A 21,097-nucleotide genomic window follows, 5' to 3' on the forward strand; every position below is an offset into this window, starting at 1 on the left:
ACTATGAGCTTAGCCAGGTATATCACGCGACGTCTCGGGCAGTCCGTCTTCACGCTGCTCGGCGTCGTCACTCTCACGTTCCTCCTTGTCAACGCTGCCCCGGGCGACCCCGTCCGAATCTTCATCGGACCGAGCGCTGATGCCTCGACGGTCGCCGCGATCAGAGCGAAGTTCGGGCTCAACCAGCCCTTGCACATTCGCTACGTGAAATACCTCATCAGCGTCGTCCAAGGGGACCTCGGTCAGAGTATCAACTACCGGGTTCCGGTCACACAGAAAATCCTCGAGCGACTCCCTGCGACACTCTTAGTCGTTGCGTCCAGTTTCACGTTCGCGATCGTGACTGCCGTTCCGATCGGTGTTCTCTCCGCGAAACGCCGCAATCACTTCTCCGATCACGTGTTTCGCGTCTTCGGTCTCATCGGGGTCAGCACGCCGAGTTTCTGGATCGGACTCCTGCTCATCATCCTCTTCACCTACCACCTCGGTCTCCTTCCGGCGACCGGGCTCGTGATGCCGTGGGCATCACCAGCCGAGGTCGATCATGCGGCGTCTCAACTCGACGTCCTGTATCAGTGTGCGTTGCATCTCATCATGCCGACGCTGACACTCGGGACGCTCCAGATGGCCGCCATAATGCGAATCGAGCGATCCTCGATGCTCGAGGAGCTCAACCAGGAGTACATGACACTCGCTCGCGCGTTCGGCGTCTCCGAGTGGAAGATGCTCTGGCGACACGCGTTCCAGAACGCCCAGCTTCCGGTGCTGACGGTGATCGGGCTACAGCTGACGACCGCTCTCGGCGGTTCCGTCCTCACGGAGACAGTCTTCAGCATCAACGGGATGGGGACACTCATCATTACGGGCGTGAACGCACGCGACTACCCGCTCATCCTCGGGTCGACGCTCTTCTACGCGACGATGTTCGTGGTCGGCGTCCTGATTACGGACATCCTCTACGCGTATCTCGACCCCCGTATCTCCTACGGAGGTGAGGGGCAGTGAGCGATACGGACGACTCGACGCACGTGCCGCCCTCCAAATGGAGTGAGGCGACAGCACAACTCAAGCGGAGCTCGACGTCCCGGTGGGGACTGTACATCATCTGTATCGTTATCGCCGTATCCGTCTGGGCGTTCATCGACGGAGTCCTCCTCAACTACTACGTCGCCAAGACGTACTGGTACAGCCCGATCACGGCTCCGACAGGCTCTCGTGCACTCCTCCCGCCGGTCGGTATCACGAACCAGTTCGGAACAGGCACGTGGGCGCACCCACTCGGAACTGACCATCGCGGTCGCGACATCCTCGTCCGCCTCGTCTACGGCACCCGGGTTGCGATTCAGGTCGGAATCATCGCGACCGGTATTGGAGCCGTCGCCGGCACGCTTATCGGTGCGGTATCTGGGTACTACGGCGGCTGGATCGACGACGTCCTCCAGCGGCTCGTCGAGACGTTCTACGCGATCCCGTTCATCGTGCTGATGATCGCGATTATGGCCGCATTCGGGCGCGATCTCTGGATCGCTATTGTCGGTGTGAGCGTCATCACAACGCCGGTGTTTGCACGGCTCATCCGCTCGGAGGTACTCAGCGTGCGCGAGAAAGAGTACATCGAGGCCGCGAAGGCCGCAGGCATCCGGGATCGGAACATCATCTGGCGACACGTCATCCCGAACAGCCTCACTCCGGTGCTGGTGCAGGCGACGCTCCAGATCGGTGTGAACATTCTCATCGTCGCGGCGCTCTCGTTCCTTGGGTTCGGCGCGCAGCCGCCGACGCCGTCCTGGGGGGCGATGCTCGCCCAGTCGCGAACGTACATGCTTCCCGACCCGTGGTTCAGCATCTGGCCCGGTCTCGCGATTCTCGTGACCGTCGTCGGATTCAACCTCATCGGTGACGGGCTCCGTGACGCGTTCGATCCGCGATTGAACGACTAAGACACGAATACACATGACTGACACTCCACTATTGACGGTAGAGAATTTACAGACACAGTTCGAGACGGACGCAGGTACCGTGCGCGCAGTCGACGGTGTGTCGTTCACCGTCGAGCACGGCGAGATTGTCGGTCTCGTCGGCGAGTCGGGAGCCGGGAAGAGCGTCGCGATTCGGAGTCTCCTCCGACTCATCAATGCACCCGGTCGGATAGTCGGTGGTGAGGTCACCTTCGACGGCCAAACCATCATCGGGTTCGAGGACGAGCCGGACGCAGACAGCGAGCCCGTCCAGTGCGACGAGATGCTCACGGAATCCGAGATGCGCTCGCAGATCCGTGGCAACGAGATCGCACTCATCTTCCAGGATCCGATGGAGAGCCTGAACCCCGTGTTCACCATCGGCGAGCAGCTCTGCGAGGTCATCCAGATTAACCGCGGGTTCTCCGAAACGGAAGCCCGTGAGTACGCGATCGATACTCTCCGCGAGGTCGGAATCCCGCAGCCGAAGGAGCGATTCGATGACTACCCCCACGAGTTCAGCGGCGGGATGCGTCAGCGCGTCCTCATCGCGATGGCGTTGGGTTGCCAGCCGAAGCTCATCGTTGCCGACGAACCAACGACCGCGCTCGACGTGACGGTCGAAGGCCAGATCCTCGATCTCGTCTACGACCTGCAAGAGAAGTACGACACGAGCTTCCTCTGGGTGACTCACGACATGGGGATCGTCGCGGAAATCTGCGACCGCGTCAACGTCATGTACCTCGGAGAGGTCGTCGAGCGCGCGGCCGTCGACGACCTCTTCTACGACCCGCAACACCCCTACACGAAGGCGCTCTTGAACTCGATACCGCGCCCCGACGTGGCGATGAGTGACCTCCAGCCGCTCGAAGGGACGATGCCCGAGCCGATTAACCCACCCGCTGGATGCCGATTCCACGACCGGTGTTCGGACGCACGAGAAGTCTGTACACGGGTTCATCCGGACCTGAAAGAGGTCTCGGACGACGGGCAGTGCGCCGCCTGCCTGAAGCACGACGTGTTCGACGCGGGCTACGAGGCGAGCCCGGTGTTCACTCGTGGTGCGGCGAGTACGGAGGGATCGGCCCGTGAATAGTCCGGCAGCGGATCCGCTGATTCAGGTCGCGGGGCTGACGAAGCATTTCGATGTTTCGAGCGGCATCTTCGGCGGCTACGAGTTCTCACTGAACGGCCTACAGTTCCCGTTCAGGTACGACCCGGAGGTCGTTCGAGCGGTCGACGACGTCTCTTTCGAAATCGAACGTGGAGAGACGCTCGGCCTCGTCGGCGAGTCCGGTTGCGGGAAGTCCACGCTCGCGCGGGTTCTGCTTCAACTGCTTGAGCCGACGGCGGGAGACATCTATTTCGAGGAGGAGAACCTCGCGGAGCTGAGCAGTGAGGCCCTCCGTCAGCGGCGGAAGGACATCCAGATAATATTCCAAGACCCTCAGTCGAGTCTCGACCCCCGGATGAAGGCCGGAGCGATTATCGAGGAACCGATGCAGGCACACGGGATGCTGGATGCAGCGGGTCGAGAGGAGCGCGCGAAGGAGCTCTTGGAGTCTGTGGGACTCGAATCCCAGTATTACGACCGGTATCCGCACGAGTTCTCGGGCGGTCAGCGCCAGCGGATTAATCTCGCGCGTGCGCTCTCCGTAGATCCGGAGTTCGTCGTGCTGGACGAGCCGACGAGCGCGCTCGACGTCTCTGTTCAGGCACAGATACTGAACACCTTGGACAGCCTCCAAGCGGAGTTCGGGTTGACGTACCTGTTTATCAGCCACGACCTCTCCGTTATTCGCCACATCAGTGATCGCGTGGCGGTGATGTACCTCGGCGAACTCGTGGAGGTTGCGCCCGTCGAGGCACTCTTCGAGGATCCGAAGCATCCATACACACGTGCACTCCTCTCCTCGATTCCGGTTCCAGACCCGCGAAACCGGGGTGAGCGAAGCGTTCTCGAAGGCGACGTTCCCAGCCCCATCAACCCGCCGTCAGGGTGTCGGTTCCGGACGCGCTGCCCCGCGCTTATCGCACCGGCCGAGCACGACCTCTCCGAGACCGAATGGGAGAGCGTCCGGTCGTTGTTACGCGCAGTTTCCCGCCGCTCATTCGACCCTGACGACGTCGACGCAGGCACGCTTCGGGCGCGTTTCTTCGACGGACCGCTCTCAGACGCGCACTGCGAGGAAGTCATAGATCAGGCGATTAACCACGCTGTTACCGGCCGCTGGGACCAGTCGAGTAGCCTGCTAGAGCGTGAATTCTCACAGAAGAGTATCTGTGCGCAGTCTAACCCATCGCTCGAACGCATTCCGACCGACCGACGCGTCGCCTGCCACCGCCATCACGTCGACGGCGGCGATGGAACCCGTGGAACGGGTGGAACAATGTAGGCCACATCGCCCGTACGGCGGTCAGTATCGGTTACGACAACACAGGACACGAAACTGATGACGAAAGACATCATCCACGAACGAATCGAAGCACGCCGAACAGAGCTCGTCGCGCTGACGCGAAGCATCTGGGAGAATCCGGAGCTCGGTCTCGAGGAGACGGAATCCGCAGAGCTACTCGCCGATCGGCTCGCTGCAGACGGATTCTCAGTTGAGCGCGGCGTCGGTGGGATGGAGACCGCATTCGTCGCGAGCTACGGCGAGGGTGACCCGACGATCGGGATACTCGGAGAGTACGACGCACTCCCTGGCCTCTCACAGACGGTCTCGACGACGCGTGAACCAGTTGAGGAGGGCGGCCCCGGACACGGGTGCGGGCACAACCTCTTCGGCGTCGGGAGCCTCGGTGCCGCCATCGCGGTCAAGGACGCGATCGAAGCAGATGAGCTAGACGGAACGATCAGATACTACGGGTGTCCGGCCGAGGAGACGCTCGTCGGGAAAGTATACATGGCGCGAGCGGGCGTCTTCGACGATCTGGACGCCGCCCTCACGTGGCATCCAAGTCACGTTTCCGCGCCCTGGAAAGGCCGCTCGCTCGCCATGAACTCCATCGAGTACCAGTTCGACGGCCAGTCCGCTCACGCCGCTGACTCTCCCGAATCGGGGCGAAGCTCGCTCGACGCCATCGAGCTGATGAACATGGGCGCAGAGTTCATGCGCGAACACGTCTCAGATGCCGCTCGAATCCACTATACGATCACGGACGGTGGAGGTGCACCGAACGTCGTCCCGGCGGAAGCGTCCGTCTGGTACTTCGTCCGCGCGCCGAGCCGAAAGGAAGTTGAGCGCATCACCGCCTGGCTTGACGACGTCGCCGAGGGCGCGACGCTGATGACGCAGACGTCGTTCGAGCGGAGGTTCCTCACAGGCTGCTACGACTACATGGCCAGTGACACGCTCTCGGACGTGCTTCTGGCGAACATGCGCGAACTCGGCTCGATCGATTACTCGGACGCCGACCGTGAGTTCGCGGCCGGGCTGAAACAGACGCTCTCCGATGAGACGGTCGAGAGTCGTCTCAGTGACCTCCCGGAGGGGAGGCGCGAAGCGGCGGCCGGTCGCGCGCTCTACTCTGAGCCGATGGAGTCGTTCGATGAAGGGACCGTGATGAGCGGGTCAACAGATGTCGCGGACGTGAGCTGGATTACGCCCGTCGCTCAGTTCTGGGGGGCGTCGTGGCCCGTCGGGACGCCGTCGCACTCCTGGCAGGCCGTCGCGGCAAACGGCGATTTCGGCGCGAAATCCGCAATCTACGCCGCGAAAGTCCTCGGTGGCACCGCATACGACCTCTTCGACGACCCGTCACTCCTCGAAGCCGCAGCGGCGGAACTCGAAGAACGTCGCCCACACCAGTACGTGAGCCCGCTCCCGGAGAGCGCGGAGCCACCGACGGATGTGGACGTGAACTAAGCATGCGGCTGTACCCACAGCTTCCGATTCGCGCTCACTCACGATGCCCGACGAAACCCGGACGAAGACACGACTCCCGATCCCCAATGCAGCTTACGTATCCCGAGACCGACGACACGACGGAGGTACTCGCACATGAGTGACGACCAGACGTACCGGCTCGAACGAATGACGTGGGAGGAAGCCGAAACCGCGTTCAAAGCCGCGGATTACGTCGCCCTCCCCTGCGGGAGCACGGAGCAACACTCACTCCACCTCCCGATGTCCGTGGACACCCTGCGCTCGTCCCATCTCACGGACGAACTCGCAGAACGAGCGCACGCACACGGCCTGGAACTGCTCGTCCTCCCCCCGCTCCCGTACGGCTACTCCGAACACCACCTCTCGTTCTCGGGGACGATCACGATTGACGCCGACACGTACCAGGACATCGTCGTCGATATCGGCCGATCGGTGAAAGAGCACGGCGCCGACCGATTCCTCATCACGAACTTCCACGCGGGGAATATCGAACCACACAAGCTCGCCATCGACCGTCTACAACGCGATCACGACCTTCCGACCCGGTATGTCAACTGGACGGACTTCGCGCGGGAGGAACTTGAAGAACGCTTCGGGGATAACTGGGGGCACGCCGGAGAACACGAGACGAGCGTCATCGAGCACTACCGACCGGAGTTAGTGCGACAGGAGAAGAAGCGGCCGCAGACGATGCACGGGACGTCCGACTCGGAACGTTTCCGCTACTTCGACGATCTAACCGACGAGGGGGGGCTCGGCGATCCGACAGCGTCCGATCCCGCGTTCGTCGCCGATGTCGTCGAGGAGACGACCGAGAGAATCCTCAAAGACCTCAGTGACGATGAGTGAGGTGCTGGTTCGCGTCCAACGAACCGACCGCGGGAAGGAACGCCCGAGGGGTGGAGAGCGATGAGTCGCGCACGCGTCTGCCTGACCGTCGACTTCGATGGGGTGTCCTCGTGGATTCACTCCTTCGGGGAAGCGGATAGCCCGACGAACCTCTCTCGTGGCCTGTTCGGCGTCGACGTCGGTGCACCACGGCTTCTCGATCTCTTTGACGACTACGGCGTCGAGACGACGTGGTTCGTTCCCGGACATACCGTCGAAAGCTTCCCGGAAGCCGTCGAAGCAGTCTGGGCTGCCGGCCACGACATCCAGCATCACGGCTGGTCGCACACGCGTCCCGGAACCTATCCGGATACGGCCACCGAGCGTGCCGATATTACGCGTGGCATCGACGCTATCGAGGCGCTGACTGGACGGCGGCCGTCCGGGTATCGATCGCCTTCGTGGGACTTCTCCCCAGACACGCTCTCGCTGCTCCAGGAACTCAACTTCGACTGGGACTCTAGTCAGATGGGAGCGGAGTTCTGTCCGTATCCCCTCCGCACTGACTGGCAGGCACCCGCTGACGAGCCCTTCGACCGCGGCCGCGAAACAGACCTTATTGAAGTTCCCGTCTCGTGGCAACGTGACGACTTCCCCGCATTCGCGTTCGACCGCCAGCGCGGATATGCGAACGAGACCGCCGTCTTCGAGATGTGGGAATCACAATTCGAGTGGATGTACCGAAACATCGACGACGGCGTCTACGTGCTGACGATGCATCCGCAGATTATGGGATACGGCCACCGTATCGAACGACTCGACGCGCTCGTCGAGACGATGGCCGCGTACCCTAACGTCGAGTTCACGACCGTCGACGACGTCGCCGCGTCCGTCTAACGCCCGAGAAGCGCTCCTCGGCTCAGACGAGGTCGGAGCCGCCGTCGACGTTCACGACGCTCCCAGTCATGTAGGCGCTGCCCTCGCCACAGAGAAAGTGGATGACGCGTGCAACCTCATCTGGATCCCCGAGTCGTCCCGCCGGGAGACGCTCAACGAACGCGTCGAGGTCTTCCTCACTCCACAGCTCCGAATCGGTCGTGAGTGGCGTATCGATGAGGCCCGGAACGACACTGTTCACACGGACGCTCGGCGCGAGTTGTTTGGCGAGTCCTTTCGTGAGACCGAGGACGCCGGCTTTCGAGGCGGAGTAATGAACACCCGCACTCGCGCTCCCGCGCTGTCCCGCTGTCGAAGAGACGTTGACGACGGCACCCTTACCCCGCTCATACATCCTGGGGCCGACTGCATGTGCAACGTTGTACTGACCGGTGAGGTTGACGTCAATGACGTCACGCCACTCTTCGGGACCAAGATCACCGAGCCAGAAATACCGCGAAACAGCGGCATTGTTCACGACCGCAGTGATGTCCGTAGTCTGCTCGATGTCCGCGACGACATCGTTGACTGCACCGTGGTCGCTCACGTCCACATCGTACGTCGCGACGGACTCCCCGAACCCCTCGTGAACTCCCGGATCGATATCGAGAGCAGCAACTACATCGACGACGTCGTCGTTCAAGAAGCGTTTAACGACCGCACGCCCGATTCCTGACGCGGCACCGGTTACGAGAGCACTCGTCGGCATACCTTGTTCATTGGTAAAACGAGGCATAACTGTATCGCGGTTCAGCAGCCGTTCCACTCCTCAGGCGAACGCGGGGATGACTTCCTCCGCGAAGAGCTCTGCACCCTCGTCCCGGGGGAAATCCACGAACTCCACCACGACCTCCTCGATACCGAGATCTCGATACCGCTCGATATCGGCGATGATCTCGCTTGGTGTCCCGACAAGATGATGGTCGTTCTCGTCGACGTTCTCCGCGCGAAAACGTGGCGCGTCGTCGAGCACAGCCGCGACTTCCGCATCAGTCCGCCGGATGATACAGCGAGCGAACCACGACTTATCGATCTCGTCGTAGTCGCGTCCATACGTTTCACAGTGACCGGCGAGCACGTCGAGCTTCCGTGCCATGACCTCGTGAGACCCCCAGTAGTTCCACGTATCGGCGTGCTTTGCAGTGATACGGAGGGTGAACTCCTCACCACCCCCGCCGACCATAATCGGCGGTCGTGGTCGCTGCGTCGGCGACGGCTCACAGACCGCTCCTTGGAGCGTGTAGTGTTCTCCGTCGAACGTGACTTCGTCCTCCGTCCAGAGGCGAGTCACGACCTCGATAGCCTCCTCAAGCTTCCGAAGACGCGTCGGAGCGTCCGGCCACTTGTAACCGTACGCGAGCGCTTCGTCGCCCTTCCAGCCTGCCCCCATCCCGAGCTTGACCCGCCCATCGCTAACGTTATCGAGCGTCGCAACCGCCTTCGCGAGCAACGCCGGGTTTCGGAACTCGTTATTGATCGTCTTCGGATAGAGATAGACGCTCTCTGTCTCACTAGCGAGGCCGGTGAGCGTCGTCAAGCACTCGGTCGTGCGTCCCGTCCCCGTCATAACGTGATCCGGTACGCTCACCCCATCAAAACCCACGTCCTCAACTGTCCGCGCAAACCTTCGCTGCTTCTCCCAACTAATCTCATCACAGTAGACCAGGTTACTGTACTCGAACGACCCCCCGCTCGTCGGAATGTTTACTGCGAAATCCATCCTTTGATCACTCGCAGAACGAGCGCTTAACGTTGTGGGCGCAGCGAGACGGTGTTCAGTTACGGCTGAAAAGTGAGGCAGACGGTTTCAACTATTGACACCAGCGGTCAATCCCGATTTGGAGCTCTACCGCACTGCGACGGGCGACCGCCCCGACTCCGACTCCGACTCTGACTGGGGGACGTATCGCGGCACGGGAGACCGCGAGCGATCACTGAGCGGATTCGCCTCTGCTGATTCTGGGTGTGAGACGGATAGTCCGCCAGTTGCGGCTCTCTCGACTCTCGATATCTCGGTGATGCGGCACAAACCACGTGGGAACGACAAAGGCGCTGGTTCGACGTCTACGGCCCAGATGCGATCAGCGACGACTCGGACTCGTCCGCACAGGGTATCCAAGTCGAGTTGTCTCTCGGGGGACGCAGGGGTGGTGTTCGGATGGGGAGTCAGTCGCTCGTTGACTCTCCCTCCGTCCCCGAACTGTCGACACTTGTGGGGTGGTCTCTCTCGGCGGTTTCGTCGGCGGGGAAGTAGCAGGCGGCTGTGTGCGTGTCGTTTCCGGCGGCGTCGAGGTCGGGCTCGCTGCGGCGGCAGTCGTCGGTCGCCTTCGAGCATCGCGGGGCGAACGCACAGCCGGACGGGAGGTCGACGGGGTCGGGTGGCTCGCCATCCAGTAGCACTCGATCACGTGCGACCGACGGGTCTTTCTCGGGGGCTGCGGACAGCAGCGAGTCCGTGTAGGGGTGTTTCGGCTGGTTCGCGATTCGGTCGACGCCGCCTTCCTCCACGATGCGTCCGAGGTACATGATGGCGAGGCGGTCCGAGACTTGGGTGAGGCTCGCCAGGTCGTGGCTGATGTAGACGATGCCGATGGCTTCGGTGTCTGCGAGGTCGCGGAGGAGGTTGAGTAGGTTCACCTTCAGGGAGACGTCGAGCATCGACGCCGGCTCGTCGCAGATGAGGAATTCTGGGTCGAGCACGAGTGCGCGAGCGATGGCGACGCGTTGGCGCTGCCCGCCGGAGAGTTCGTGCGGGTACTGGTCGAGGAACTGGCTTGCGGGTGTCAGGCCGACTTTTTCGAGCGTTTCCGTGACGGCGGCGGTGCGTTCGTCTGTCCGGTAGTCGTGGATGGTGAGCGGCTCGCCGACGAGCTGGCGGACGGTCTGTCGGGGGTTCAGCGAGTCGAAGGGGTCTTGGAAGATGATCTGCGCCTTCCGGCGGAACTCCTTCATATTCCCGTCTTGGTAGTATTCGTGTGGTTCGCCGTCGAACACGACCTCGCCGCCCGTCGGCTCTTCGAGGAGCGCGATCGTTTCTCCGAGAGTCGATTTCCCACAGCCGGATTCTCCGGCGATCCCGAGCACTTCGGATTTCCGCACGGAGAGTGAGACGCCGTCGACGGCTCGCACGTAGTCCGCGCTCTCCCCTCGGACTTTGCTCAGGAGGCTCTGACTCTGCTCGTAGTGTTTCTCGAGACCGCGAGTCTCGAGGATTACGTCGCCGACGTCGGAGTCCGCGGGCTCGGTTTCTTCGATACCCCACGTGTCGGGTTCGGTGGCGTCCTGACGCATCGTCGCGGCGCGATTGACGTGGTGGCACGCGGAGCGGTGGTTTCGGTTCGGGAGGTCGACGAAGTCCGGATGTTCGGTTTCGCACTCCGGAGTGGAGAACGGGCAGCGTTCTTGGAACACGCATCCGGATGGCTTGCTGTCGAGGTTCGGCGGTGATCCGGGGATGGAGACCGGGTCGTCCGCGAGCTCGTCAATCTCCGGGAAGGAGTTCTTCAGCCCCATCGTGTAGGGGTTCGTCGGGTTTATGAGGACGTTGTCGACGCTCCCTTGTTCCATCACTTTCCCGCCGTAGAGGATGGAGAGTTCGTCGCACGTCTCGGCGATGACGCCGATCTCATGCGTGATGAGCATGAGGGAACTGTCCATGCGTTCTTGGATTTCGAGGATTTTATCGATGATTTTGTCTTGGACGATGACGTCGAGACCCGTGGTCGGTTCGTCGGCGATGATGAGGTCCGGTTCGAGCGCGAGCGCCATCGCGATGGTGACACGCTGGCGCATCCCCCCGCTGAATTCGTGGGGGTAGTCGTCGATTCGACCGGGGTCGAGTCCGACGATGTCGAATAGCTCACGCACACGTTCACGGGCGTCGGATTTGGAGACATCCCGGTGTGTCTGGATGGCTTGCCGGATCTGTGCGCCCGTGCTCATGACGGGGTCGAGGGAGTCCATCGCGCTCTGCGGGATGTACGCGATGTCTTCCCAGAGGATTTCTCTGCGCTCCGTCGGGGAGAGAGACGTGAGGTCCTTGCCGTTGAACTGGACGCTCCCGGATTCGACGGTCCCGTTATCCGGGAGGAGGCCGAGTACGGCCTCTGCGACGGTTGACTTCCCGGATCCGGACTCGCCGGCTAACCCGTAGTTCACTCCCTCGTCGATATCGAAGGAGACGCCGTTGACGGCGTGTACCTTCCCGTTCTTCGTGCCGTACGTCACTTCGAGGTTCTCGACTTCGAGCAGGCTCATTGGTCAGTCTGGATTTCGGGGTTGATGACTTCCTCGTAGGCGCGGCCGACGAGGAACACCGATGTCGTGACGGCGGCGATGCCGAGTGCCGGTGGGAGCACCCACCACCACGCGATACGGATATTCCCGGAGTCGAACACCATGCGGAGCATCCGCCCCCAGCTCGTCATCGTCGGGTCGCCGAAGCCGAGGAACGCGAGGCTCGCCTGTGCGGTGATCGCCCACGCGATACCGTACGCAGTGTACAGGAAGCCGATGGGCAGGACGTTCGGTGCGACGTGCAGGGACATCGTTCGCAGGTCACTCGCGCCGCTAGCGCGGGCGGACTTCACGAACGTCCGCTCGCGGACGGACAACACTTCCGAGCGGACGACCCGTGCGGGCATCTTCCAGAGGAACGCCGCGATGACGAACGTGATGACCCAGATGTTCGGTGTGATGAACGTCAACAGTAACAGCGCCATCGGCATGAACGGGAGAGAGAACGTGAGGTCCGTGAACCGCATCAGAATCTCGTCGACCCAGCCGCCGTAGTAGCCGCTCACGAGTCCGACGAGGAACCCGAGGAAGCCGGTGAGAAGACCGCCGAGCAGCCCGACGATGAGTGTCGGGCGAGCGCCGGCGAGGAACTGACTGAACACGTCCTTCCCGTACGCCGTCGTCCCGAGGAACGCTTGCGCGTTCGGTGCGGCGAGGCGCATGACTTCACCGCTGGCCGTGGTGACGTCGTACTTGATCGGATCGTGGGGCGCGAGGAGCGGCCCGAACAGCCCGAGGAGCACGAACGACGCGATGACGACGGCACCACCGAGTGCGAGCCTATCCTGTCGGAGGAACGCGAGCTGGTCGGCGAGCGCCGACCGAGCGGCGCTCACGCGCTCGAATAGGACCTCTCCGTTCTGCGAGTCGGTGCTCACGCCGCACCACCTCCGCTCGTCGAGACAGTGGGGTCGAAGTACGCGTAGAGGACGTCGGCGAGGAGGTTCGCGATGATGACGGCCAGCGCCATGATGAACACCGCGGCCTGCACGAGCGGATAATCCTGCTGTTGAATGGCGAGGACGAGCCCGCGTCCGATGCCCGGCCAGGCGAACACGACTTCCAGGAGAATGAGGCCCTGGAAGATCATGCCGAGGCGGAGCGCGAAGTACGTGAGAATGGGGAGCATGGAGTTCCGACCCGCACGGGCTAGCTGTTCGGTCTCCGTGAGCCCCTTCGCTTTGTGGAGTTTCAGGAACTCTGAGCCCTTCTTCTCGACGACGCCGTTACGCGCGAGCAGGAGGAAGTCACCGCTGTAGAAGAGTACGGCGACCGAGAACGGCAGAATGTAGTGATGGAGGAAGTCCAGTGAGACGTACGTCTGGTACCAGCCTTCGGGAGACGCAGTGATAGAGCGCATCCCGAACGCGGGTACGAGGCCGAGCTGGTAGGAGAACACGATCAGGAACAGAATCGCCGTGATAAACACGGGCGTCGACCGGAGATACGTCGTTGCGATGATGCTCGCCTTCTCGGTCGCGCTCCCGCGGTTCCATCCGGCGTACATGCCGAGAGCGGAGCTCAGGACCGCGGTGGTAACGAGCGCCGGAACGAGGAGGACGAGCGTGTTCACGAGCTTCGGCCCGAGTATCTCCCAGACCGGACGGCTCCGAAGGATAGAGTACCCGAATTGGAACGTGAGCAGACTCTGCATGTACGAGAGGTACTGCTTCCAGAGCGGCTGGTTCAGCCCGTACATCGCCATGATCTCCTGAACCTGTTTGTCGCTGAGATTGCCGGCCGTGATGAGCGCCTCGAACGGCGTCCCGGGGAGCATCCGCAGCACGACGAAGATCACCGTCACGGCGATGAGCGTGAGCACGACGGAGACGGCGAGGCGTTTCAGGAGGAATCGGCGGAACCCGCTCATCCTGCCACCTCTTCGTGGCGACGGAGCACTGTGCGGTACTGCTCGACGATCGCGGTGTCGAGGAAGACGCCGTCGACGACGATTGAATCACGGTCGGCACCGTCGAAGGCGTCGACGAACCGGCGTGCCCGGTCGACTTCGTCCTGTGTCGGTGTGTACATCTCGTTGAGCGTCTCGAGTTGCGCTGGATGAATCGCTTTCTGCCCGATGTAGCCCAGCTCTCGGGCGGCCGCGGCGTGCTCGCGGAGCCCCTCAGTGTCGTTGAAATCTTGATAGACGGTCGCGAGCGGGTCGAGTCCACCGAGTGCTGCGGCGCTCACGACGGTCTGGCGAACGAACGCCTCCATCGATGCGGGCTTTCCCGTGGCCCCGATGGCGTTCGTGTAGTCGCCGAACCCGTACGAGAGCCCCGTCACTCGGTCGAATTCCCGGCCGCGTTCGGCAATCTCATCTGCGTTAAACAGACCGCGCGGCGTCTCGATAGTCGGGATGAACTCCGGGACGTTATCGGACGCCTCACGGACGCCCTCGACGGCGGCCGTCAACTGCTCGGGTCGTTCAATCATCGGGAGGATGATTGTGTCGACGCCCGCGTCGGTAGCTGCGCGGAGGTCGCCTTCCCAGTCGTCGGTTTGCAGGCCGTTGATTCGCGCGCAGACCTCCCGCTCCCCGAAGTCGGTAGCGTCGAGCACGGCGGCGAGGTTGTCTCGTGCCGCTGGAATAGCGTCAGTCGGGATTGCGTCCTCGAGGTCGAAGATTATCGCATCAGCATTCGACTCGGCGGCCTTCCGCATCATCCCGGCGTCGTCGGCGGGCGTGTAGAGGAACGACCGGCGTAGTCGGTTAGTCATTCTCATCCCCTCCGAGCGACGTCACGCCGTCCCGGGCGAGTCGACGGACCTCCTCGGCAGAGCGGTCCGTGTGCTCGGTGATGACGTCGATAGCGTGTTCGCCCTTCTCAGGTCCGGAGTGGTCGATTCGGCCGGGTGTTTCGGAGAGCTTCGGGAACACGCCCCGCATCGCGACATCGTCTTCGCCGTCTTCGACGCGAACGATGGCGTCGCGGGCGTCGAAGTGCTCGTCGTCGAAGACGTCGGCCATGTTGTTCACGGGGCCGAGCGCGGCCTCGTGTGCCTCGAAGATTTCGACGACTTCCTCGCGAGTGTGCTCGCGCATCCAGTCCTGGATGACCTCGTCGAGCTCCTCGACGTGTTCGAGGCGGCCCTCCATCGTCGCGAACCGCTCGTCCTCGGCGAGGTCGTCGCCGCCGACGATTCGGAGAATCCGGTCGGCGATGCTCGGAGAACTCCCGGAGATGGCGACCCAGCGGTCGTCTTTCGTTTGGTACGTGTTCCGCGGAGCGGTCCGGCTGCTCCGATTGCCGGAGCGGCGGTGGTCGATTCCCCTCTGGTCGTACTCGACGACGTGGTCGCCGAGCACACCGAACATCGTCTCCAGGATTGCGGTGTCGATATACTGGCCGTGGCCTCCCTGCGTATCCCGCCAGTATAACGCCATCATGACGGCGTACGCGGAGTGCAGTGCACTCACCGTGTCCGCCATCGCGGTCGGCGGGAGCGTCGGCGGGCCGTCGGGCTGGCCGGTCGAATACGCGTACCCGCTCATCGCCTCGACGAGCGTCCCGAACCCGGGTCGGTCGCTGTACGGGCCGGTCTGCCCGAACCCCGTGACGCGAACCATCACGAGGTCCTCGTTCAATTCAGAGAGCGTCTCCCAGCCGACACCCCACTCTTCGAGGGTTCCGGGGCGGAAGTTCTCCACGAGCACGTCGGCGTCTGCGACGACCTCCCGGAATACCTCTCGCGCCTCGGGTTCATGGAGGTCGAGCGGAACGCTCTGTTTGTTCCGGTTCACCCACTTGAAGGAGAGGTCTTCCGGGTAGTCGCCGAAGTCCCGGAGGGCGTCTCCGTGCTCGGGATGTTCAACTTTGACGACGTCGGCACCGAAGTCCCCGAGTATCATCGCGGAAAGCGGGCCTGCGTAGAGGCTCGCGGCGTCGACGACGGTGATTCCATCGAGCGGTGTTTCTGATTTCATCGTATGAATGGATAGAGATGGGGAACAGGGGGTTAGGAGAAGTCGGACTGTCCGAGGTCCGTCCGGCGTTTGTGGGTGTTTCCGTTCTGAATCCGCTCGACGAACGCAGCCCACGCTTCGCCGTTCGGATAGCGGAGATTCCCGTCGGAATCCCACGTGTACCCCGCCTTTCTGAGAATCGTCTTCGCCGCCTCGGGGTCGTAGGAGTAGTTCTTCGTGTCCTCGGTGTTCCACGGTGTGATCGGAGAGATCGGGTTCTCCCCGTTCGGGACTGTCGCCTTCCCGAGAAGCACTTCGTCGACGAATCCCTTCTTGTCGATGGATTTCGCGAACGCGACGCGGAACTCCTTGTCGCGAATGAGGGGGCACGACTGCATGAGCTTCGCGTCGAGCGGCGCGAAGTTCTCTGTCACCATCTTCTCAATGCCACTGGTGCTCGCTGCCCGCTCGGCCTGGCTGTTCGAGAGCGTGGTTCCGATTGCGTCGACCTTCCCTTGCTTCAGGGCACCGAGCATCGTGTCCACGTTCCCGACGTTCACCCAGATCACGCCGTCGATACCCGGACCCGACGCGGTCTGGTCGCCGAGGTGCTCGGCGCGCCAGCTCTCGTCGAACATCCAGTGTCCCTCGTTCCTGCTGACCTTGAACTGAGAGCCCTGGTCCCAGCTCTCGTACGTGAACGGGCCGGTCCCGATCGGGTTCTCGGGGTTGTGGTTCGCGGGACTGTCGACACTCTCCCACTTGTGCTTCGGGATGATGACGCTGCGCACGACGCGCTGCGTCATGAACGCGGCGTCCGCGTACTTCAGATTGAACCGGACCTTATGTTCACCGAGCACCTCCGCACTCTCGATCGGTTCGTAGAACGCGACCTGACTAGTTGAGGAGTGGTTCTTGTAGAGGTCGACGGTGAACTTCACGTCCTCTGCGGTGAACGACTCGCCGTCGTGCCACGTCACTCCCTCACGGAGGTCGAGTTCGACAGTGGTGTCGTCGACGAACCCGCCGCCTGTTGCGAGCGCGGGGACGACTTCGAGGTCGGGGTTCGCGTCGAACAGTCCGTCGTAGATGTACTTGAGGCGCTTCTCCTCCGCTCCACCCGCAGCCCACGGGAGGTTCAGGGAGTTCATCGACGTCGTCACCCCCTTGACGAACTCCGTGCTGTCCGCCTGCGGCTGGAGATTGACTTCCGTCCACTGGAAGGAGTCACCGGTCGGGCCGTTCCCCGGCGTCTTCACGTACCCACTCCACTTGTTCGTGTTCACCGCCGTGATGACGTCGGGAAACAGTGAGATGATGCCGCCGACGTCCTCCGCGAACTCACGTTGCGCCTCCGCGACAACCTCCTTCCGCTTCTCTTCGTCGCCGGTGATCGTGCGCTGCTTCTCCAGGAGCTTGTTCAGCTCGGGATTGTAGTAGTTGTCGTAGTTCGAGGGGTTCTCCTTATGCCGGCGCATCAGGAGCGGGTTCGGGTCGAGGCCGCGCTGGGGGTCCGGGCCGTGCGTGCTCATGGAAACGACGGCTTCGAGCCCGGGCGTATTCCAACTCTGTGCGTACAGTTGGTTGAGTGGACGGTCGTTGAGCTCGACGGGTGCCCCGAGGTCTTGGGCGGCCCGTTGCATCATCAGCGCGTGTTCGCGCATCCAGGGGTCGTCCTCGCTCGAGAACTCCATCGGTATCGGGTCGAGCGCTGCGCCCGCCTTCGCGGTGTAGTCGAGTGGTGGGCTCTCGGCGTCGATGGTCGCCCAGTCGTGCCAGTATTTCGTCTCGACGGAGCCCGGGACGCCCTCCGGGACCTGTGCCTCTTGGTCTTTTCCACCGCCGTTGCCCGTCGTTCCCGCGCTCTCGCCGCTCGAGCTGTTACAGCCCGCGAGTCCCACGAAGCTCGCCGTACTGACCGTCGCGGCCGTCAGGTAGCTGCGTCGACTCCATCCGTTGCTGTTCTCCCCGCCATCCTGTCTGTCATGGTCTTTCGACTCCATGATACACCTACTCAAACAATGGTGTATACATTCATGATATTCCCGAAGGACGCCGATACTTATCGTTCTTCAAGTGGGGATGGCTACGACTGCGGGCCGTAGATAATCTCCAGAAGGTTTCGCTCCGCCGTCCGCAGTCGCTCGCTCATCGTCGACTGCGCAACCCCTAACTCGTCCGCGACGTCGGTCGCCGACGCCTCGCGCGGGACTTCGAAATACCCCATCGTATATGCCGTCTCCAACGTCTCCAACTGTTCGTTCGCGAGCTTCGTTACCATCACCTCGGTCAACCGGCCACTATCGAGCGGTTCGCCCGGTGACTCGATCTGGTTCACGCTCAGCAGGTCAAACATCCCTAGCGCCTCCTTGATTTCGTCCGCGAGGCCTCGAAACTCCTCCCACGTCCGCGTCGTCAACACCACCTCGAAGATGTCTTTCGTCCACACGATCCGATTCGGTATCGCCTCCGCGCGCAGAACCAGCCCCAGAATGAACGGATACGATTCGTTCGCCAACAGCGTGACTCGACGGACGTGTATGTTGGTCGGGCCCGACGGGACCTCCCGGCTGAAGAAATGCGTCGCACCGGAAATCCCCCCGATGGCCTCCTCGATGTCGAACGGATCCGTCGCCGAAATCGTCAACGACTCAATCCACTTCCCATCCTCGACGTAAAACGCGTTGTCCAGCTCGATACTCTGGACGGACGCGATTTGTGACGCGAGACCGGCCATTGTTCCAGTAGTGGCTGTTCGGAACTCCACGCGCAGCATGAGGGATTAAGACTGTCACATGCCACCATAAAGCTTCGTCGCTCATCGCCTCGCCGTTGATTGCTTGGCCCCATGCGGTGACAGGCTTTGCACGTCACCGACTCGTCGAAGCCGGACGGTTTGGAAGGCGTTGCGGCGACGCGCCTCGCCGCGTTTCGAGCGCTCTACGCGGTGTGTCGTCGTTCGGCGGTTCTCGTCGCGGTGAGTGCGCGTTCGACGCTGGTTCGGGCGTCGTGGATGCGTTCGCTCGTCGTCGCGGTACAACGTACCTGGCCAGGCGATCATCGACGAGTCGAACACGTCCTTCTACGGGAAACGAACCTCGACGACGGCGACTCGTGGAACGCCGCGCGTGTTCTAGGGGAGGTCCGCCATACGGCCTCGATGGACGATCGGCCACACGCTGTCAGAGCTCCGGGGGGTTCACACGGTCCTCGTCGGACGCCTGCCGTGGCGAGGAGTGGTAGATGGCCTCTCCCGCTGAATCGAACACGTGGAATCGGTCCTCATCGACGGTGAGTTCGACGACGTCGCCCACTTCGATCGTGCTCCGCGCCTCGGCCTTGACGCGGAGTTCGTCGTCGCCGACGGAACAGTGCAAGAGTAGCGACTCGCCGAGTGGTTCGGTCACCGTTACCTCTGCCTCGAACGTCTGTGTGGCCTCCTCAACGTTCCGTACGAGCGAGATGTCTTCGGGGCGAGCGCCGAATATTCCCGAATCCGGGCGCGCGTCGAACGTCTCGGCTCTCGGCAGCGACAGCTCGAAGCTGTCGTGTACCGCGTCCACTGCGTGCCCCTCCCACTGCAGGGAGACCGGGAGGGTGTTCATCGCGGGGCTCCCGATGAACTCCGCGACGAACCGGGTGGACGGGTAGTCGTACAGCGCCTGCGGTGGGTCCACCTGCTCGATGTGACCGTCGTTCAGGACGGCGACACGGTCGCCCAGTGTCATCGCCTCCGTCTGGTCGTGTGTGACGTATAGGGTCGTCGCGTCGATCTCGCGGTGGATCTGCAGCAGCTCGGCCCGCATCTGCACCCGGAGTTTCGCGTCGAGGTTGGAGAGCGGCTCGTCGAGCAGGAAGACATCGGGCTCGCGGACAATCGCGCGGCCGATGGCGACGCGCTGGCGCTCCCCGCCGGAGAGCTCAGCGGGCTTTCGATCGAGCAGATCGGGGATGTCGAGAATGTCCGCCGCGTCCTGGACGCGCTGGTCGATCTCCTCGTCCGTGTAGTCACTGACGGACTTCATCCCGAACTTCATGTTCTGCGAGCCCGTCATGTGCGGGTATAGCGCGTAGTTCTGGAACACCATCGCGACGTTCCGGGCCTTCGGTTCGAGATCGTTGACAACCTGACCGCCGATCTTCAGCTCGCCGCTCGTGATGCTTTCGAGGCCGGCGATCATGCGGAGCGTCGTCGACTTCCCGCAGCCGGACGGGCCGACGAGAGCGAGGAACTCGCCGTCGTGGGTCTCCAGGTCGATGTTGTCGACCGCCGTTACGTCGTCGAATCGTTTCGTCAACCCAGTCATGGTTATATCTGACATGTGTGGCTACTTCTGTTGGATGGTTAGCGTCTCCTGCAGTGGGCGGTGCATGACGATTAGCACTACGAGCGGCGGTAGAAGCGCTAACACAGCGCCAGCCATGATGATCCCCCACTTCGTGAGCCCGGACTGCGATGCCGCTTGGAGGTATCTGACACCCACCTGCACGACTTGCTTGTTCTGGTCGGTCATAATGATGAGCGGCCAGAGGTAGCGATTCCACGCGTAAATGAAGGTAATCACCGACACGCCCGCGATCATCCCCTTCGACATCGGAATCAGGACGCGCCAGAGGAACGTCAGCGGGCCGACGCCGTCGAGTCGCGCGTTCTCGACCAGCGACGCCGGTATCGACATGAAGTGCTGTCTGAACAGGAACACCGCGGTCGCGCTGGCGATGTAGGGTCCCGTGATGGCCATCAGGGTGTTGCCCCAGCCCAACTGTGCCATCAGGTCGAAGAGCGGCACGATCCGGACCGGGACCGGCAGCAGCAGCGTGAGCAGGATGAACATGAACACGGCGCGCTCGTAGGGGAACCGGTAGTAGACGAGTGCCAACGCGGCGAACAGGGACAGCGTCACCTTCCCGACCACGATGATCAGCGACATCACGATCGAGTTGATGATGTACTTGCCGAACCCGTAATCCACGAGCACCTCCCGGTAGTTCGAGAGCCCCTGGCTCCCGATGCCGAGGTTCGTGGTCTGGTAGACCTCCGTGGTGTTTTGGGTGCTCATGATGAGCGCCAAGATTAGCGGCAAGCCCATCATGAGGATCGAGAAGATGATGCCGCCGTGGACGAGCACTCGCTCGGCGTCTACGTCTCCGGGTAGGAACCGTTCGAGCCCCGATTCGGGTGTCGTCTGCGTCGCCATCTCACTTCACCTCGCCTGCGCTGTGCGGGTGCCCTAGCGTCGGTCGGCGGTCCGAGTTCGGTCGGGGTGTGGGTCCGGTCATTG

18 protein-coding genes are annotated in these 21,097 nt (G+C 62.4%); 7 read left to right on the plus strand and 11 right to left on the minus strand.

The features are described from left to right. The first annotated feature begins 3 nt into the window (after nucleotides 1–3). The 7 genes from IEY26_RS12525 to IEY26_RS12555 all read left to right on the plus strand — a co-directional run bounded on the left by IEY26_RS12525 (nucleotide 4) and on the right by IEY26_RS12555 (nucleotide 7,573). Nucleotides 4–1,005, plus strand: coding sequence for an ABC transporter permease (locus IEY26_RS12525; RefSeq protein WP_188979424.1), 1,002 nt, complete (start codon nucleotides 4–6; stop codon nucleotides 1,003–1,005). Next, complete coding sequence (locus IEY26_RS12530) at nucleotides 1,002–1,940, plus strand: ABC transporter permease (RefSeq protein ID WP_188979426.1); 939 nt, start codon at nucleotides 1,002–1,004, stop codon at nucleotides 1,938–1,940. The genes IEY26_RS12525 and IEY26_RS12530 overlap by 4 nt, the downstream gene beginning before the upstream one ends. 13 nt (nucleotides 1,941–1,953) lie before the next feature. After that, nucleotides 1,954–3,054, plus strand: a complete 1,101-nt coding sequence (locus IEY26_RS12535) for an ABC transporter ATP-binding protein (RefSeq protein ID WP_188979428.1) — start codon at nucleotides 1,954–1,956, stop codon at nucleotides 3,052–3,054. Next, on the plus strand, nucleotides 3,047–4,354 hold the full coding sequence (locus tag IEY26_RS12540) for an ABC transporter ATP-binding protein (protein WP_229774108.1): 1,308 nt from the start codon (nucleotides 3,047–3,049) through the stop codon (nucleotides 4,352–4,354). The genes IEY26_RS12535 and IEY26_RS12540 overlap by 8 nt, the downstream gene beginning before the upstream one ends. Before the next feature lie 57 nt (nucleotides 4,355–4,411). Beyond that, on the plus strand, nucleotides 4,412–5,827 hold the full coding sequence (locus tag IEY26_RS12545) for an amidohydrolase (protein WP_188979438.1): 1,416 nt from the start codon (nucleotides 4,412–4,414) through the stop codon (nucleotides 5,825–5,827). 168 nt (nucleotides 5,828–5,995) lie between these two features. Further along, nucleotides 5,996–6,697, plus strand: coding sequence for a creatininase family protein (locus IEY26_RS12550; RefSeq protein WP_188979855.1), 702 nt, complete (start codon nucleotides 5,996–5,998; stop codon nucleotides 6,695–6,697). A 60-nt stretch (nucleotides 6,698–6,757) separates the two neighbouring features. Beyond that, nucleotides 6,758–7,573, plus strand: coding sequence for a polysaccharide deacetylase family protein (locus IEY26_RS12555; RefSeq protein ID WP_188979440.1), 816 nt, complete (start codon nucleotides 6,758–6,760; stop codon nucleotides 7,571–7,573). A gap of 22 nt (nucleotides 7,574–7,595) precedes the next feature. Here the strand turns inward: IEY26_RS12555 and IEY26_RS12560 are convergent, their stop codons facing one another. From IEY26_RS12560 to IEY26_RS12610, 11 genes are all read right to left on the minus strand, one after another. Continuing rightward, entirely contained in the window at nucleotides 7,596–8,321 is a 726-nt protein-coding gene (locus IEY26_RS12560; protein WP_188979442.1) for an SDR family NAD(P)-dependent oxidoreductase, read from the minus strand. A 60-nt stretch (nucleotides 8,322–8,381) separates the two neighbouring features. After that, nucleotides 8,382–9,332: a TIGR03560 family F420-dependent LLM class oxidoreductase gene (locus tag IEY26_RS12565; protein ID WP_188979444.1), complete on the minus strand. Its 951-nt coding sequence runs from the start codon at nucleotides 9,330–9,332 to the stop codon at nucleotides 8,382–8,384. A gap of 446 nt (nucleotides 9,333–9,778) precedes the next feature. Further along, complete coding sequence (locus tag IEY26_RS12570) at nucleotides 9,779–11,869, minus strand: dipeptide ABC transporter ATP-binding protein (protein ID WP_188979445.1); 2,091 nt, start codon at nucleotides 11,867–11,869, stop codon at nucleotides 9,779–9,781. Then, complete coding sequence (locus tag IEY26_RS12575; protein WP_326838285.1) at nucleotides 11,866–12,744, minus strand: ABC transporter permease; 879 nt, start codon at nucleotides 12,742–12,744, stop codon at nucleotides 11,866–11,868. The genes IEY26_RS12570 and IEY26_RS12575 overlap by 4 nt, the downstream gene beginning before the upstream one ends. A gap of 38 nt (nucleotides 12,745–12,782) precedes the next feature. Continuing rightward, a complete protein-coding gene (locus IEY26_RS12580) occupies nucleotides 12,783–13,778 on the minus strand; it encodes an ABC transporter permease (RefSeq protein ID WP_188979447.1) in 996 nt (331 codons plus the stop codon). Next, nucleotides 13,775–14,629: an HpcH/HpaI aldolase/citrate lyase family protein gene (locus IEY26_RS12585; protein WP_188979448.1), complete on the minus strand. Its 855-nt coding sequence runs from the start codon at nucleotides 14,627–14,629 to the stop codon at nucleotides 13,775–13,777. The genes IEY26_RS12580 and IEY26_RS12585 overlap by 4 nt, the downstream gene beginning before the upstream one ends. Then, nucleotides 14,622–15,836: a CaiB/BaiF CoA transferase family protein gene (locus tag IEY26_RS12590; RefSeq protein ID WP_188979449.1), complete on the minus strand. Its 1,215-nt coding sequence runs from the start codon at nucleotides 15,834–15,836 to the stop codon at nucleotides 14,622–14,624. Before IEY26_RS12590 ends, IEY26_RS12585 begins: the two co-directional genes overlap by 8 nt. Nucleotides 15,837–15,868: 32 nt before the next feature. After that, a complete protein-coding gene (locus IEY26_RS12595; RefSeq protein ID WP_188979450.1) occupies nucleotides 15,869–17,818 on the minus strand; it encodes an ABC transporter substrate-binding protein in 1,950 nt (649 codons plus the stop codon). Nucleotides 17,819–17,901: 83 nt separating this feature from the next. Beyond that, nucleotides 17,902–18,552: a helix-turn-helix domain-containing protein gene (locus tag IEY26_RS12600; RefSeq protein ID WP_188979857.1), complete on the minus strand. Its 651-nt coding sequence runs from the start codon at nucleotides 18,550–18,552 to the stop codon at nucleotides 17,902–17,904. A gap of 445 nt (nucleotides 18,553–18,997) precedes the next feature. Next, nucleotides 18,998–20,137, minus strand: coding sequence for an ABC transporter ATP-binding protein (locus tag IEY26_RS12605; RefSeq protein ID WP_188979452.1), 1,140 nt, complete (start codon nucleotides 20,135–20,137; stop codon nucleotides 18,998–19,000). A 6-nt stretch (nucleotides 20,138–20,143) separates the two neighbouring features. After that, nucleotides 20,144–21,013 carry a carbohydrate ABC transporter permease gene (locus tag IEY26_RS12610; RefSeq protein WP_188979454.1) on the minus strand — a complete coding sequence of 290 codons (870 nt, stop codon included), beginning with the start codon at nucleotides 21,011–21,013 and terminating at the stop codon, nucleotides 20,144–20,146. Nucleotides 21,014–21,097: the final 84 nt, after the last annotated feature.

Origin of the sequence: Halocalculus aciditolerans (assembly GCF_014647475.1) — an archaeon.
GTDB lineage: Archaea > Halobacteriota > Halobacteria > Halobacteriales > Halobacteriaceae > Halocalculus > Halocalculus aciditolerans.

Coding starts and splice junctions, on each gene's coding strand:
- IEY26_RS12525 (WP_188979424.1), top strand. CDS start 4: ATGAGCTTAGCCAGGTATATCACGCGACGTCTCGGGCAGTCCGTCTTC.
- IEY26_RS12535 (WP_188979428.1), top strand. CDS start 1,954: ATGACTGACACTCCACTATTGACGGTAGAGAATTTACAGACACAGTTC.
- IEY26_RS12545 (WP_188979438.1), top strand. CDS start 4,412: ATGACGAAAGACATCATCCACGAACGAATCGAAGCACGCCGAACAGAG.
- IEY26_RS12550 (WP_188979855.1), top strand. CDS start 5,996: ATGACGTGGGAGGAAGCCGAAACCGCGTTCAAAGCCGCGGATTACGTC.
- IEY26_RS12555 (WP_188979440.1), top strand. CDS start 6,758: ATGAGTCGCGCACGCGTCTGCCTGACCGTCGACTTCGATGGGGTGTCC.
- IEY26_RS12560 (WP_188979442.1), bottom strand. CDS start 8,321: ATGCCGACGAGTGCTCTCGTAACCGGTGCCGCGTCAGGAATCGGGCGT.
- IEY26_RS12565 (WP_188979444.1), bottom strand. CDS start 9,332: ATGGATTTCGCAGTAAACATTCCGACGAGCGGGGGGTCGTTCGAGTAC.
- IEY26_RS12570 (WP_188979445.1), bottom strand. CDS start 11,869: ATGAGCCTGCTCGAAGTCGAGAACCTCGAAGTGACGTACGGCACGAAG.
- IEY26_RS12580 (WP_188979447.1), bottom strand. CDS start 13,778: ATGAGCGGGTTCCGCCGATTCCTCCTGAAACGCCTCGCCGTCTCCGTC.
- IEY26_RS12585 (WP_188979448.1), bottom strand. CDS start 14,629: ATGACTAACCGACTACGCCGGTCGTTCCTCTACACGCCCGCCGACGAC.
- IEY26_RS12590 (WP_188979449.1), bottom strand. CDS start 15,836: ATGAAATCAGAAACACCGCTCGATGGAATCACCGTCGTCGACGCCGCG.
- IEY26_RS12595 (WP_188979450.1), bottom strand. CDS start 17,818: ATGGAGTCGAAAGACCATGACAGACAGGATGGCGGGGAGAACAGCAAC.
- IEY26_RS12600 (WP_188979857.1), bottom strand. CDS start 18,552: ATGGCCGGTCTCGCGTCACAAATCGCGTCCGTCCAGAGTATCGAGCTG.
- IEY26_RS12605 (WP_188979452.1), bottom strand. CDS start 20,137: ATGTCAGATATAACCATGACTGGGTTGACGAAACGATTCGACGACGTA.
- IEY26_RS12610 (WP_188979454.1), bottom strand. CDS start 21,013: ATGGCGACGCAGACGACACCCGAATCGGGGCTCGAACGGTTCCTACCC.